Origin of the sequence: Tenacibaculum sp. E3R01, from assembly GCF_003318185.1 — a bacterium.
Classification (GTDB): Bacteria; Bacteroidota; Bacteroidia; order Flavobacteriales; family Flavobacteriaceae; genus Polaribacter; species Polaribacter halocynthiae.
This window is the reverse complement of the sequence record NZ_QOCC01000013.1, coordinates 41242-55788: the sequence shown is the minus strand read 5'-3', so window position 1 is coordinate 55788 and position 14547 is coordinate 41242. Positions and strand designations below refer to the sequence as shown.

General features: G+C 27.3%; 15 protein-coding genes and 3 tRNA genes. 14 read left to right on the top strand and 4 right to left on the bottom strand.

From position 1 onward, the window contains the following. The first annotated feature begins 140 nt into the window (after positions 1-140). The 14 genes from DS884_RS02855 to DS884_RS02790 all read left to right on the top strand — a co-directional run bounded on the left by DS884_RS02855 (position 141) and on the right by DS884_RS02790 (position 11969). Entirely contained in the window at positions 141-830 is a 690-nt protein-coding gene (locus DS884_RS02855; protein WP_113785715.1) for a tetratricopeptide repeat protein, read from the top strand. 148 nt (positions 831-978) lie between these two features. Then, positions 979-1674, top strand: a complete 696-nt coding sequence (locus DS884_RS02850) for a hypothetical protein (RefSeq protein WP_113785714.1) — start codon at positions 979-981, stop codon at positions 1672-1674. Between the two features lie 209 nt (positions 1675-1883). Continuing rightward, positions 1884-2336: a hypothetical protein gene (locus DS884_RS02845; protein ID WP_113785713.1), complete on the top strand. Its 453-nt coding sequence runs from the start codon at positions 1884-1886 to the stop codon at positions 2334-2336. 153 nt (positions 2337-2489) lie between these two features. After that, positions 2490-3188 carry a hypothetical protein gene (locus DS884_RS02840; RefSeq protein WP_113785712.1) on the top strand — a complete coding sequence of 233 codons (699 nt, stop codon included), beginning with the start codon at positions 2490-2492 and terminating at the stop codon, positions 3186-3188. Positions 3189-3238: 50 nt separating this feature from the next. Further along, positions 3239-3805, top strand: a complete 567-nt coding sequence (locus tag DS884_RS02835) for a hypothetical protein (RefSeq protein WP_113785711.1) — start codon at positions 3239-3241, stop codon at positions 3803-3805. Between the two features lie 313 nt (positions 3806-4118). Continuing rightward, on the top strand, positions 4119-4586 hold the full coding sequence (locus DS884_RS02830) for a hypothetical protein (RefSeq protein WP_113785710.1): 468 nt from the start codon (positions 4119-4121) through the stop codon (positions 4584-4586). Between the two features lie 277 nt (positions 4587-4863). Continuing rightward, positions 4864-5472 (top strand): barstar family protein, encoded by a 609-nt coding sequence (locus DS884_RS02825; protein WP_158530811.1) that lies wholly within the window; start codon positions 4864-4866, stop codon positions 5470-5472. Between the two features lie 532 nt (positions 5473-6004). Next, entirely contained in the window at positions 6005-6529 is a 525-nt protein-coding gene (locus tag DS884_RS02820; protein WP_113785708.1) for a hypothetical protein, read from the top strand. Positions 6530-6564: 35 nt separating this feature from the next. Continuing rightward, a complete protein-coding gene (locus DS884_RS02815) occupies positions 6565-7236 on the top strand; it encodes a hypothetical protein (RefSeq protein WP_093871753.1) in 672 nt (223 codons plus the stop codon). 51 nt (positions 7237-7287) lie between these two features. Continuing rightward, complete coding sequence (locus tag DS884_RS02810) at positions 7288-7764, top strand: hypothetical protein (protein WP_113785707.1); 477 nt, start codon at positions 7288-7290, stop codon at positions 7762-7764. A 146-nt stretch (positions 7765-7910) separates the two neighbouring features. After that, the gene (locus DS884_RS02805; RefSeq protein ID WP_113785706.1) at positions 7911-9587 is read left to right on the top strand and encodes a S8 family serine peptidase; all 1677 of its coding nucleotides are present in this window, start codon (positions 7911-7913) and stop codon (positions 9585-9587) included. Beyond that, positions 9588-10079, top strand: coding sequence for a DUF3592 domain-containing protein (locus DS884_RS02800; RefSeq protein ID WP_113785705.1), 492 nt, complete (start codon positions 9588-9590; stop codon positions 10077-10079). Then, a complete protein-coding gene (locus DS884_RS02795) occupies positions 10080-10775 on the top strand; it encodes a hypothetical protein (protein WP_113785704.1) in 696 nt (231 codons plus the stop codon). It abuts the gene before it with no gap. A 276-nt stretch (positions 10776-11051) separates the two neighbouring features. Next, positions 11052-11969 carry a hypothetical protein gene (locus DS884_RS02790; protein ID WP_113785703.1) on the top strand — a complete coding sequence of 306 codons (918 nt, stop codon included), beginning with the start codon at positions 11052-11054 and terminating at the stop codon, positions 11967-11969. 133 nt (positions 11970-12102) lie between these two features. Here the strand turns inward: DS884_RS02790 and DS884_RS02785 are convergent. The 4 genes from DS884_RS02785 to DS884_RS02770 all read right to left on the bottom strand — a co-directional run bounded on the left by DS884_RS02785 (position 12103) and on the right by DS884_RS02770 (position 14540). Beyond that, positions 12103-12176: transfer RNA gene (locus tag DS884_RS02785), tRNA-Arg, on the bottom strand. Positions 12177-12205: 29 nt separating this feature from the next. Continuing rightward, positions 12206-12280: transfer RNA gene (locus tag DS884_RS02780), tRNA-Pro, on the bottom strand. A 17-nt stretch (positions 12281-12297) separates the two neighbouring features. After that, positions 12298-12381: transfer RNA gene (locus tag DS884_RS02775), tRNA-Ser, on the bottom strand. A 95-nt stretch (positions 12382-12476) separates the two neighbouring features. Next, positions 12477-14540 carry an HD family phosphohydrolase gene (locus DS884_RS02770; RefSeq protein ID WP_113785702.1) on the bottom strand — a complete coding sequence of 688 codons (2064 nt, stop codon included), beginning with the start codon at positions 14538-14540 and terminating at the stop codon, positions 12477-12479. Positions 14541-14547: the final 7 nt, after the last annotated feature.

Genomic DNA, 14547 nt, shown 5'->3' with positions numbered 1-14547 from the left:
AAAAAATGCAATTAATTTATAAAATGAAGTAAGATTACATTTATCTTTAGACTTTAAAACTCCTAATATGGTATATAAATTATCAGCGTAAATTCAATTTTAACCTGTAGCCATATTTCAGGACGAGACATACTTGAAAAATGAAACAATACTTAATAATTATCCTATTAATTTTAATCAGTTGTGAAAGACCTGTTACAAACAAAGAACTTTACTTCAAAGCTTCATATTTTGAGAACTTAAATTCTTATAAAGAAGCTAATTTAATTCATGACAGAATCTTAAAAAAGAATCCAAACTTTAGACCTTCACTAATTAACAGAGGAGCAAATAAATCATCGACTGGAGATTTTAATGGGGCAATTTCAGACTATAAAAAAATTATTGGCTTTGACTATGACAATACTCTTGCTCTAGCCAATATTGCTAATAACTTCAAAAACTTAAATTTAAATGACTCTGCTGTTTATTATTATTCGAAAGCAATTAAAGCTACTGATAAACAAGAAAAAATCTATACTGTATATAATGGCGACTTCGATAAAGATTTCCAATACTACGTTGAAATTGATGAGCTTATATTTGAAAGAGCATTAACATACCTTGAATTGAAAAAAACTTCAAAAGCTATTTTAGATTTTAAAGAGATTATTGATGTTAAGAATAGAACACTTGACGGAACTTCTTATTATTATATAGGAAGGTCATATGAATATTTAAAAGATACAATTAATGCGTGTTTAAACTTTAAAAAAGCTTTGAAAACAGGAATACTGAGTGGTGTTGAACAAGATGAATTAATACGAATAAATAAATTTTGCTCTGAATGATACTACTTATAACACCGTGCATAATTAATTGCTTAATAAGTTTTTCCTTCGGAAAAACCCCATGAACTTTAAAGGCTTGTAATTATTAACTATTTATTCGCTAAATTCACGCAAACAAATCATGCACAAACACGTTATAAACAAGTTGATGAAAAAATTATTACTGATAATAATATTGCTAAACATAAACCATTTAATTAGTCAAGAAATTTCTGGATTATGGTATTTAAAATCTGAAAAAGTTATTAACCGAAGTCAAGGTTGGAAACCTATGAAGAAAGGATTATTAATTGACTTTGACAAATCTGAAATTTCCCATATTTCAATGGATTCTGTGGTAAAAATTAATATTGACTACAAAAATAATATTATCAGTAAAACAGGAGAAATTGATATTTTAAAATTTCAAAGATTCAAGAATGACTCTATACGGATTAGGTTCCCTGAATCAAATACAATTTCTACATTTCATAAAATTAATGTCATTAAGAATATTACAAAACCTAAAAACAAAATCATTGAATTCTTTGATAAAAAATGTTTTTTACCAATAAGAGATTCACTTAAGTTAGAATTTAATAAGTCAAAAAGTTTAAATCCTAATTTAGAATTGGGAAAAATGATGAAATTGGAAAGTAAGTTTCTTGAAAATAAAGAACAAATTGGAAATTGGTATTTAACTGAAAAGGATTCTATGTTTTTCATAGGAATCTGTATAAATATAAAAAATAGAGAATATAATGTTTACCAAATTAAGTCTATTGAAAGAAATGTTGTCAAACTTATTGGACTAATTGAGTTTGATTTTTTACCGAATCTAACAGAACTAAAAGCCTGTTTATAACAATGGCTAAAATTAACACGGGTTTTGGTACTTAGACCAAAGTTTAGTGTATTTTTATAAAGCCAAATCTTTTTGATTTGGCTTTATAAATAAAAAAATAAAACAAAATAAAAAGTTTTAACTAAGTGCTTAATCGGAAATTAATCGCTTATTTATTCCAGTACTAATCATAGCCGAGACGTTGTGCAACATAAGGCGAAAAATCACAAATGACTAAAAAACTAATACTTTTACTAATAATTATTTTGCTTTTAGGTTGCAATAAAAAAAAGGAAAAATGGAATATTTCTGGAAATTGGTATTCGAGTAGCTCTGAAAAACTTGAAGGCAATACAATTGATTATGCAGAAATTTTCATAAAAAATGACACTGTTCATATTTGTTCTGAATATATGTTGAGAATTATTCCACGAAAAATGATTTTGAAAAATGATTCATTGTTTTATAACTCTAAAACGGAATCAAATTTTATTGGAAATATTTTTAAAAAAACAAAAAATAGTTTTGACTTAGGAACAAACAATGAAAACAAAAGGACTTATTACAAGCTGGAGAATTTTGAGAACTTAATTGGAGGGAAAATAAACGAAAAAGAATTTAATTCTGATTTTACAAAAAGAATGGTGAGTCAGTATGAAAAATTAAGAATTGAATTCAAATAAAATACGTTGCACAACAATCGCTATAATTCATTGTGGCATTATAACAAAATTTAATAATTTAACAACCCAAACGGCTGATTTCATAAGCGGAAAAGTCTTCGACATTTTCCACAACAAAATCATAGCCTAAACCGTTAGCTTTCATTAAAAAAAATGGATATTAAGAACCAATTCATACTCATTGTAGAAAAGTATTCTCTTAAAAAGAAAGCGTTAGAATCTGTAAAAGGAGAAATAGATGCCTGTATTGAATTTGACAAAGAACTTGGTGTCGATTTCTTAGATGGACATGATAAAGCTGATTTGATATATGAATTTGGGAGATATGAATTCCAAATAGACAAAGACAATACCCCTTTAATTGCTACTAAAATAAATATCTATTCAAAAAAGCTTTACGGACCAGATTGTGACGTACCAATTGGACACTACACAGAATTAACGGATCTAAATGGAGAACATAGAGATGAATTTTTATTTTTAGATTGGTCTCCAATTAATTTTAATATAGATTATCATATAGAACGAATAAATAAACATGTTCCCTTAAGATATTTTAAAAGAAACATTCCAGAGTATGAGTTTGCAACATATATCAATCACATAATATCCTTATCTCAGGGGAAGCAATTTGATTTCGCTACTGTATTTGTAAAAAGGTGTCTAGACTATTTAGAAAAAGATGGAAATAAGGAAATCGAAAAAGAGTATTTAAATGAATGTCTAGAACTATTTCAAGGGGTTTATCATTTCGTTAAAAACAACAACTTGATAGAACCTGAAAAGCTAGATAAACATAGAATAAACGAAAGAATAAAAAACGAAAAGCTAATAATGGCTAAAAAATCATAGCTGCCCTGCTGAACAGCAACACTTTTTAGCTGGAACGTAGGTAATTAAAAATGAACTCAATACTTAGTCAAATAGAAGAATTAGATTTTCATAAATTATCCGGAGAAAAATTATCTAAAGATTTTAAAATAGCTTCTGGAATTATTTTTCCTGACCTTACAGAAAATGAAAGTGTATTACTGAATGAAGACTTTGAATATTATTTAAATAACAAAGGAAGAGTTTACGTTCACAATACATTTGCAGGTGGAATAATATTTATTAGGGAACCTGAAGTAATTACAGAAATTAGAATTGAATTTGATTCTAACAAAAACGATGCTTTAGCTTCAGTTGAATATGATTCAGAAAATAGAAATTCTCGCAATGTGAAATACAAACCTAATGCTGGAAAAATTGAAAAACAAAAATGGAATATGTTAGGAATATTTCCAAACTTTAATAAACACAAAAACGACATCAAAATAATTCTAATGGCTATTATTGGCAAAATAGTTAAACAAATTTGTGAATACTACAAAGCAGATAGTTGGTTTATGGAATTTGAAAAAGAATTTGAAATAAAGCTTTATTTAGATGGGAAAAAAGAGCTGAAATATAAGGTTGAAATAAATTAAAACTACCCACAACACCATATATAATTTATTGCTAGTAAAACGCTTACTTACGAAAATCCTCGCGGATTTTCTTTGTCAGTATTTATTTACTAAATTAGTTGATTAAACCACGTAACAAACCATATACAAACACGTTACCACACATTAAAAAACACTCAAAATCTAAATATGGGAATATTTAATATTAAAAAAAAAAAAGGAAAATTCAATTAACACAACAGAAAATGGAATTTTAAGCCCAACTTTTCTTGAGAATAACGTTGAAAATATAATTAATCCCGAAAAACTTTATTCACACGAATGGAGAAGAAAATTGAAAACAAAATCTGGTGGAAAAATTTTCAGAATAAAATATTACGGAGAACTTCATTCCAAATACAAAAACCTAATTGTTCAAACGGAATTTGCACCTTCGAAAATAATTGCTGTTGATGTTTCAAATGAAGAGGAATTTTTATTATTTGACGGTTGTTTTCATGGTTATAACGCAATGTTTTGTGATAAATATTCAGAAGAACAAATAAAAAACAGAAAAGCAGAAAATGTATACACTTCTGAAAATGGTAATGAGAGGTTTGAATTAATAATATCAACTTATTACGGAATTGACTACGAGGATGAATTTAGAGAGGTTGTTGATTCAAATGGAAAAATAGAATTGATAAGTGGTAAAAAAATTGACTTTGAAGAAGTGAAAAGAAATGGGTTTGATACTTTACAAATTTGGGGAATTAACGAAAATGGAGTTAAAATGGAAATTGTTTCAGAAGAATTAGCATAATAACGTCTGGTAAAACCGTATAAAGTTAATTGCTGGTAAAAGCTTACTTACGAAAGTTCTCGCAGACTTTCTATCTGTGATTTATTTGCTAACTTTAGTTACTAAAACACCTAACAAATCATATACAAACACGTTAGTAATAATTAAAAAAATCAGGAAGATATTAATGGTTAAACAATTTACATTTTACATTAAAGACGAAAAAGAAAATAATTTCTATTTTGATTTCTATAAAGTAAAAAAGGAAAGAGATCATTTTTCAATAATACTTTATGGTGTGAATGAAAAAATTAATAATATATTAAATATAGGTCATGAAGTAATAATCTCTTTTAAAGACTGTTTTGTCAATATATATTTTACTATAAAGGAATACACTTTAATTACTTCTGATAAGATACAAATAAAAACATCTCTTAAAAGTTACTTGTGTGAAAAAAACAATAATTTTCTTGCAGAATTACTTTATTCTTGGAAAATAAATGAAGTAAAGTATCAATGGTATGAGTTGAGTAAAAATAAAAAAAGATTGTGGCTGAGTTCGTGTTGCTCCATAAAAAACACTGGATATGGCAAAAATCTTATAACCTCTAATATTTATCTACACCTTAAAAATATAAAAACTATGTTAGATTTCTATTGCTATTTGGGAGATAAATTTTTAGGCTATAGAGGATATATAGGAAGTAATTTAGATGCACTCGATGATATGTTAATTGAGATAAGTGAAGAAAGCATAAGAAAAACAAAAATATACTTATTTGATTTTGATAGTTTTAATAAAAAAATGAATCAATCAAAAAAGGCTAAAAAAAACAATATAGATTATGGAAGTTCAATACTTGAAATTTTCAAAGACCGCAAACTAAATTATATGATTGTTTAATAAAACATTAGTACTTGGAATAATTTATTTTGTGTTAATTTGATTATGGATTTACAAAATAGATCCCGCTCCAAGTATTTCAATAGCAATTGTAGTTTATGTTCCTCTTGTATTAATAATCAATTTAATAATTGCTGGAGTTCTATACGGTTTAAAAAAGAAAAAATATTTTAAACTGTTTTTAATAAACTCTGTATTTGCTTCTATATTGACTTATTATTTGTTAGAAAGTGGAATTGACAGACATCAAAATAATCAATTAGAAAACTGAATGTTTAAAGAATCGGATACTACTTTCTCCTTAATTAGGTGGAAAAACAAAAAAGAAAAAATTATTGGAATTGAACATTATCAGAATTCAATAAAACCTTGTCTGAACTAATAAAACGCTGTACAACATAATGTATAATTAATTACTATATTTAAGCAAAAATTGAAAAACATAACACTTTAATATAATTTGTAACTGCCAGAAAATTCTCAAAATTTTCTCACCTTACAAATTATATACAAACACGTTGTAATTAATTGAATGAAAATTTGTATACTATTTTATTTTTTAACATCGTTTATTTGTAATGCTCAAGTTGACAGTCTTTTTAAAGATTTTAAAGATTGTAATAGCAATTTGATAAAGGACTCTATTTCTATATATGATAATCTAAGAAATTTTACTTTAAAACTACCTAAAAAATGGAAAGGAAAATTAGAAGGTGATAATAATAGTTTATGTGTTTATAAAACACCCTATTCTTCCATTTTTAGATTAAAGGGAAGCTCAGCCTATGATGTTCAAGGTAACAGGATTGAAACTGAAAAGAAAGACCCAAAATTCGTTGGAATAGATTATATAGAAACTCAAGAAATAGTAATTTTAAAACACCCGAAAGGAATGTATAAAAAAAAATTACTTCATAAATATACATTTCACTTTGAAACTAAAAATAATCCATGGGTTTGGATGTTTTACTTAGCTGCTGATAGAAAACCAACCAAAAAAGACATTTGTGAAATTAAATATATCATAAAACAATACATTCTAGGGCTTAAAAACTAACTATGTATTAAAACAAATCTTAGTCAAAACTAAATATGACATTAGAAAATTTCAAAGAAATATTAATAAATGGATCAGATGAAGCTAAACATAAGGCAATATCTTACGCTAACCCAAAATTACTCAATGCCGAAATTTTCTATCTATTATTTGATCTTTTGAAAGATAATAGTTCTCATAATCGTTTTTTTGCCATATTTCATTTGATTGATAAGTTCTCTATATCTCTTTCAGGTGCAGAAGGTGTTTTGATTGACGACATTTATAACTCATTGTTTGATAAGTATGCACCTATTGCTGACAGAGCTACTTGGGCTTTAAGTATTATTGGTGATAAAGCACTTGATAAGTTGATTGAGAAATATTACTCTGGGGCAATCAATACTAAAATTCGAATTACTTATGCCATTGGCAGAGGTAATTTTAGTAAAAGAACTAAAGATAGAGTTAAAATTTTATTGACTGGGCTTCAATCAGAAAATAAAAGATTAAGATTTACAGCAATGTGTGAGATGATGTCCAATACACCGATTAGCCACCAGAATGAAAATGAATGGAATTCAACTCAAGATAAGAGTATTAATTTTGAGGAAATTTATGACAAAGTTTTGCCTATTGCTAAGGAGTTTTTAAAACTAGAAAATAAAAAATATAAGAGTTTTTCGAATAGATACATTAATTGGATAGAAAAAAGAAAAAAACTATAAAACGGTATTAAGACTAACTTTAACACAAAATATTATTACCAATTACAGAAAATGAAATTTGAACTTAAACATAGAGACGATTTTAATCCAAAAGATTTTATAAATCATAATATTTGGGTTCAATATTATTCTGCTGGAGAGCTTGGCTTTATAGAAGAAGAAGGTTATAATAGAAAAGAAATTGAATCTGAATTAGAAAAGGTAGATTGGTCTGATGAATATTGGTTTAAATCATTCCATACCAAAAAAGTAACCCCGTATATGTTTACTAGGTATTATGCTAAATTTGAACTTCCAAATAAAAGGGTAATTGACGGTTATATTGAATTTACTGAGTATAGTGGTGTTCAAAATTATTCGCTATATGTTAATGGAGAATTTATTGGGCTGAATATACATCACTCTGATATGAATGAAGAAGATGAAATAGAACTAAAGCATACATTGAATTTAAATGAGCTTTATCCAATGATTGTTAAATGTTTGAGTAACATTAAAGTAGATGAAATATTTAATCCGAATAAATAATATGGTAAACCAAAATCAACTGAATGAAAAATATCAAACACATTTTATTATTTTTTACAAGTTGTGCAAGTTATATTCGTAAGGAATTTAAAAATTAACTAGTCAAAAATAAATAAAGGAAAAAGTTGAATACAAATAAATTTAATATGAATACAAACGGAGCATTTTTAACTGTTTTTTTTATGTTGTCAATAAACTACACTTATTGTCAGAAAAATAAAAAAACATCTATAAATAAAAGCGTAATTTCAAAAACAAAACACTTATCCAATCAAGAACTACAAGATTGGTATCATAAAGATTATAAAAAAGATACAATTCCTGGGATTAGTTTAGATAAATTATATGAATCTAATTTATTGCATGGACGTAAAGGAAAAGAGATAATTGTTGCAGTTATTGATACCAAGATAGATATTCATCATTTTGATTTAAAAGGACAACTTTGGGTAAATAAAGATGAAATTCCTAATAATGGAATAGATGATGATGGCAATGGATATATTGATGATATAAATGGGTGGAACTTTTTAGGTAACCCTAATGGAAAATATTTAAAGTATCAAAGTTCTGAAATCGTACGAATTATTAAAAAATACCAAAAAAAATTTGAATTAAAAGATTCTACTGAAATTAATAAGAACGAATTACCAAACTATAGGTTATACCTAAAAGCCAAGATTGCTTACAAAAATGAAATAAAAGGATTAGAATCCTCTATCCTTTATTTTAAAGGATCTATAAATAAATTTCCAGTAGCTACAAAAACTATACAAGAAATAACAAAAAAAGCAGATATTAATATTAGCGATCTTGAGAAAATACTTAAATCATCGAAAGATTCTACAGTTATTTCACATGCACGCTTTTTAAAGTCTGCAAAGTTAAAAGATCATACAATAGAGTTGTACAAACATTATGTAAAGTGGTTTGAAGAAATGCTCAATACTACTTTTGATTTAAATTATAACGAACGGGCTATTATGGGTGATAACCCTAATAACATCAAAGATTCTATTTACGGAAATAATATAGTTTATGGGGAAGTTCCTTTCAATCATTCTATTGTTGTATCAGGAGTTATTGGGGCTAATAGAACGAATAATATTGGAGCTAAGGGATTCTCAAAAAACATTAAAATTATGCCAATTGTTATGGTTGGTTCTGGTGACGAACATGATAAGGATATTGCTTTAGCAATTAGGTACGCAGTTGATAATGGTGCTAAAATAGTTAATATGAGTTGGGGTAAAAAACTTTCATTAAATCAAAAATGGATTTTAGAAGCTATGAAATATGCTGAAAGTAAGAATGTATTTTTGGTTCATGGAGCCGGAAACAATGGTTTTAATACAGATTATAACACATACTACCCAAATGATTATTTAAATGATTTAGAGTTAGTTGATAATTTTATTGTTGTTGGAGCAAGCAGTTATGAATTGACCAAAAATCTGAGAGCAAGCTTTTCTAATTATGGAAAAAAGACAGTAGATGTTTTTGCTCCTGGAGTAAAAATTTACACCACAAAAGAAGGCAACGAATTTAAATTTTCAAGAGGAACATCATTAGCAGCTCCAATGGTGTCAGGATTAGCAGGTTTATTATGGTCTTATTTCCCTAATCTTACGGCAAACCAATTGAAAAATATACTTATGGAATCAGGTAGTACTTTTCACCTTCCTGTTACCATAATTGATGAAAATGATATAAAAAAAGAAATCCCCTTTACTGGACTAAGTAAATCAGGTAAAATTATTAATGCGTATAATGCTTTTTTAATGGCATCTAAGTTACAAAAACAACCAGCATTAAAAAATTAAATGAAATTATTAAACAATAAAAAATACGAAATACCGATCTTGATTTTTTTCATTTTTGGTATGTTTTACAAGCCACTGATTTGTGTTTTAATTCTTGGTTTTTTGGCTACAATAATTGGAATAGATACATGGTTTTTCATAATTAACATCCAAAAAAAAGGGATTGAAAGCGTTGGGAGAATATTATACTATGAATCGGACGAAGACAGTCATAAAGTACCAATAATTGAGTTTAAAACCAAAAATGGACATCAAATAAAAGAAAAACCATATTATTATGCTTCAACTGATTTAAGTATAATTAGAACTTATAAAGAAAAACTTAATAAATCAGTTTCAGTATTATATGACAAAAATAAACCTGAAAAATTTGTTATACTAAATGAAAAAGGTTTTAATTATTTTAGTTTAATATTTGTTATTTTAGTCGGAATAGTATTTTTAACTATAGGAACTTTAAGTTTATTAAACATTATACAAATTGATTTTTAAATGACTACTAATAACAAAATAAAAAAAAATATCTTTTTTTTAATACTTTTTCTAATTAGCTCTAATAATATTATCTATTCTCAAGATATTCATGATAAACTTTCCACCGAACTTTGTCAATGTCTTGAGAAAAAACAAATAAAAGACCCTAATAAATTGGCTCCATGTTTTGAAGATATTATAATTAATAATATCAAAGAAATAAAAAAACATTACAATGTAGAAACAATTGAAGAAATAAACATGGTGGAAATTGGCAATAAAATTGGTGCTAAGTTAATTTTAGAATGTAAATATGCGTTGAATACATTTACTACTGGTACTATTGGAAATGAAAAGAAAGTAAAAAAACAATCTGACCTAAAATGTAGTAACTTGAGAAAAGGTGAATTTTATTACTTAACGCCTAGTTTAAATCCTAAAGTTTTGGACACAACATTTGTAACAATTTCAAATAATATGTTTCTTGAGCGAATGAAAAATGGAAGAACTTATTCTTTGCTTAAAATAAAATGGAAAAAAAATTGTGAATTTGACTTATTATTTAAAGAGAGTAATGATCCGATTAAGAGAGAAATAAGTAAAAAAGGTGATGTTTACAAATATGAAATTTTACAAAACAATCAGAATTCGGTATTCCTACGATTAAATTGGTTAGGAAAAGATTATCAATTTGAATTATTTAAATTAAAATAACATTTTAGGGCACAGTATCTGTAATTATATAATATTTTTTACACAAAACAATCACTAAAAACCTGCTCCTAAACTTCATATTTTGGAGCAATTTTTTGTTTATTATAACTCCGCTTTCCCATATTATTCTTCGCTAAAATTAAAAAATACCTATCGGTAGGTATTGAACTAATTGATTAACTTTTATAATTTAGTCCCAGATAAATTATATATATACCGGTACATATATTCTATTGTTGAAAATGATCTTACTATAAATTCAAAAATCAAGAAAGAATGAGTGAAATTGACAAAAGAATCCAAGAAAAAATAAAGAAAAAAGAAGCTTTACTAAAAGAGAAGATTGAAGCTTTACAAAAATCAGCAAAGAGCAGAATAGATGATTTAGAAAAACCAAATCCAAGTGACTTTGAAGCTGCAATTGACTTACAATTTGACATTAAATGGAAAATTACTTCCATCAAGTTTGATATTCCTAAATTCTCAATGGAGCTTGAAAAAATTAGCTTTGATATTCCAGAAGTAAAAATGGAAACCGAAAAAATTAGTTTTGATGTGCCAGCAATAAGAATGAAAAGAGCTTGCCTTTTCAAAAAACCCGAATTTCATGGTTTTCCACCTAAAGTTTACATGAAATGTGTTTATGGTAATAAGCCTGAGATATACACTAAAAGAGTTGAATTTAAAACGGATATTCCAAAATTTAGTTCAAAGAGAATTGAAATAAAATTTGACAAACCAGTCGTAAAGATGGAAACGATTGAAATAAAAATGCATTTACCTCAATTTTATTTAACATCTGTTGAAGGAGAAATTAAAAACTATTCTGAAGATGTACAAGAAATAGGAAATGATATGAATTCTGAAGCTAAAAAACTATCAGATAATTTTAGTAATGAAATAAATACAGAATTAAAACAAGATATTAAAGACCTTTTTGATGAAATTCAAAATAGCTTAATAAAATCTAGAGAAGAAATATCTGTCAACTATAATACTGGTATTACTAATATTAAAACATCTATTAAAAGATTAAAAGAAGCAAATGCAACAGATAAAGTTAAAGAACTTGAGTCGCAACTTGCTATATTGATTACTGATTTTGAAAATGCCCTTAAAACTATTGACGAAAACCTAGAAGACCTAGCAAAGGAAGAGTCAGAAGTATTTATGAATTTTAGTGTAAATATATAAGCAATTTACAAAATTGCTTATAAAATAGTAGTTCAGTATAACCTCTAACGAATTGTGCTGTTCTACTATTTTTTTAGTATTTAAAAACTTACATACAACAAAAAAGCTTCACTAGAAATAGTGAAGCTTTATGTGAGCCCTGAAGGATTCGAACCTTCGACCGCCTCCTTAGAAGGGAGGTGCTCTATCCAGCTGAGCTAAGAGCCCGTAGTTTTTATGTTTCTACGAAAACAGTGTCGGGGTGGCAGGATTCGAACCTGCGACCTCCTCGTCCCAAACGAGGCGCGATGACCGGGCTACGCTACACCCCGAAAAGCCATCTTAATTGCGGAGAGACAGGGACTCGAACCCTGGCGACAGTTACCCGTCGACAGATTAGCAATCTGCTCCATTACCACTCTGGCACCTCTCCTTGCGATTAGAAACTCAATGTATGAATTTCAAATTGCGAGTGCAAATCTAGTACTTATTAAACGTTCTCACAAACTTTTTTGATAAAAAAAATCACTAATCTGGATACTCAACACGTAAGTGATAGATATTCATTAACTTATTCTTAATAATTTTTTTTATTTTTTCTATTTCTCTAAACGTAATATCAGAATTTCTAAACTGATTGTCGTTTTTTTGCTTCTCTATGATCTTATCAATTAAATTATCTATAGATTGTGCTGTGGGTTCTTTTAAACTCTTAGAAGCAGCTTCTGCAGCATCACACATCATTAAAATTGCCGTTTCTTTTGAAAAAGGGATTGGTCCTTGATATTGAAACTTCTTTATATCAACCTCAGTATTTGGGTTGTTTTCTAATTCCTTTTTATAAAAATAGTAAGTTACATTCGTTCCATGATGTGTACGGATAAAATCTATTATTCTATCTGGTAAGTTATTTTTCTTCGCTATCTCTATTCCTTTAATCACATGATCTAAAATAATGCGAGCACTATCTTTTGCTGATAAATCATTGTGCGGGTTCACTCCTGTTGATTGGTTTTCAGTAAAATACATTGGATTTACCATTTTACCAATATCATGATACAAAGCCCCTGTTCTTACCAACATAGAGTTCGCTCCTATTTCATTCGCAGCAGCTTCTGCTAAATTAGCCACTTGCATTGAGTGCTGAAATGTTCCTGGTGCTTTTTCATTTAACTCTCTTAATAATTTAGAATTGGTATTTGATAACTCTAATAAAGTTACATCAGAAACTAACCCGAAAACCTTCTCGTAAAAATAAATAAAGAATACAGCTAAAAAAGACAACAATCCGTTGGCAGCAAATAATCCGAAGTACAAAACACTAATTTTATCAGCATTCCCTTCTTTTATAATTGAAAAAGCAAAATACGTAAGCATGTAAATAAGTGTTATTTGCCCTATAGATATAAATAAGTTTGCTCTTTTATATAGTTCAGAAACCGTTAAAATTGTTACAATCCCTGCTATAATATGTAAATAAATAAACTCAAAACTATTAGGAACGATAAAACCTAATAACAAAACGGTTAATACATGTGTAAATAAGCCCAATCTTGCATCAAAAAAAGCTTTTAGTACAATGGGAAGGATACTCAATGGAACAACGTATAAATAATCTGAATTTGTTTTTACAACCATTGTTTGAACTAAAATCATAATAAAAACATTGAAAAAAATAAAGGTTACTTTATTATTATCATTGTAAATATCATTACGGTATCGCAACAAAAACAATAATAGCATTAACAAGGCTAATGACACTAAAACAGCATATCCAAAAACAATCCAATTGTAATTAGATTTTGACCAAATTGTAGATTGAGATGCTAACTGATATGATTTTAACACATTGTACCTCTTCCCTTCTACAATATCTCCTTTTAAAATTATCAATGCTCCTTTTGATACTTTTCCTTTTGTATACGATATATTTTTTAGTGCTTCTTCTTTTCCTTTATTTGTAAACTTCTCATCAAATGAAACATTAGGTCGCACTACGTTCGCAATTACACTTAGTATTAGTTGTTGCTTAAATTGGCTTAAATCTTGAATTTTACTATTAATTGTTGGCAATACTTCTTTCGATTCAATAAATTTAGAAAACAATACATCTTCAATAGAATTTCCTTTTCTTAATACAATAATTTCATCGCTATTACTGGCGTATTTCACAATGCTTCCACTGTCAATAAATCCGTATTGGTAAATTAAGTTTATAATTGATCTTCCTCTTTTTGCTATAACAACCACATCATCTATTACTAAAGAGTCCGAGGGTTTTATCTTTTTTAACTGTTCTTTAAACTCTAAAGCAACTTCTTGTTTTATAGCTTCATCATAAACAAAATACTTTTTTGCCTCATTTAATAACACTTCTTTTTCTACTTCAATTTCCTTTTCACTTTTATGAATAGCAAAATCAAACGGAGCATATAAATTATCATACTGCCAAGGTTTACCTGAAGAAAAATCGTATTTAAACTGCCCTCCTTTAGGAAATAAATATACAATGGCAGTAGCTGTAATTAAAAACAATAATACCTTATAAATAATAGCATTGTTTTTATATAATTTGTTAATGATTTTATTCATTTTTTTG

Bases quoted from the DNA above. Each gene is read 5' to 3' on its own strand.
- DS884_RS02855 (WP_113785715.1), top strand. From the start codon at position 141: ATGAAACAATACTTAATAATTATCCTATTAATTTTAATCAGTTGTGAA.
- DS884_RS02850 (WP_113785714.1), top strand. From the start codon at position 979: ATGAAAAAATTATTACTGATAATAATATTGCTAAACATAAACCATTTA.
- DS884_RS02845 (WP_113785713.1), top strand. From the start codon at position 1,884: ATGACTAAAAAACTAATACTTTTACTAATAATTATTTTGCTTTTAGGT.
- DS884_RS02840 (WP_113785712.1), top strand. From the start codon at position 2,490: ATGGATATTAAGAACCAATTCATACTCATTGTAGAAAAGTATTCTCTT.
- DS884_RS02835 (WP_113785711.1), top strand. From the start codon at position 3,239: ATGAACTCAATACTTAGTCAAATAGAAGAATTAGATTTTCATAAATTA.
- DS884_RS02820 (WP_113785708.1), top strand. From the start codon at position 6,005: ATGAAAATTTGTATACTATTTTATTTTTTAACATCGTTTATTTGTAAT.
- DS884_RS02815 (WP_093871753.1), top strand. From the start codon at position 6,565: ATGACATTAGAAAATTTCAAAGAAATATTAATAAATGGATCAGATGAA.
- DS884_RS02810 (WP_113785707.1), top strand. From the start codon at position 7,288: ATGAAATTTGAACTTAAACATAGAGACGATTTTAATCCAAAAGATTTT.
- DS884_RS02805 (WP_113785706.1), top strand. From the start codon at position 7,911: ATGAATACAAACGGAGCATTTTTAACTGTTTTTTTTATGTTGTCAATA.
- DS884_RS02800 (WP_113785705.1), top strand. From the start codon at position 9,588: ATGAAATTATTAAACAATAAAAAATACGAAATACCGATCTTGATTTTT.
- DS884_RS02795 (WP_113785704.1), top strand. From the start codon at position 10,080: ATGACTACTAATAACAAAATAAAAAAAAATATCTTTTTTTTAATACTT.
- DS884_RS02790 (WP_113785703.1), top strand. From the start codon at position 11,052: ATGAGTGAAATTGACAAAAGAATCCAAGAAAAAATAAAGAAAAAAGAA.
- DS884_RS02770 (WP_113785702.1), bottom strand. From the start codon at position 14,540: ATGAATAAAATCATTAACAAATTATATAAAAACAATGCTATTATTTAT.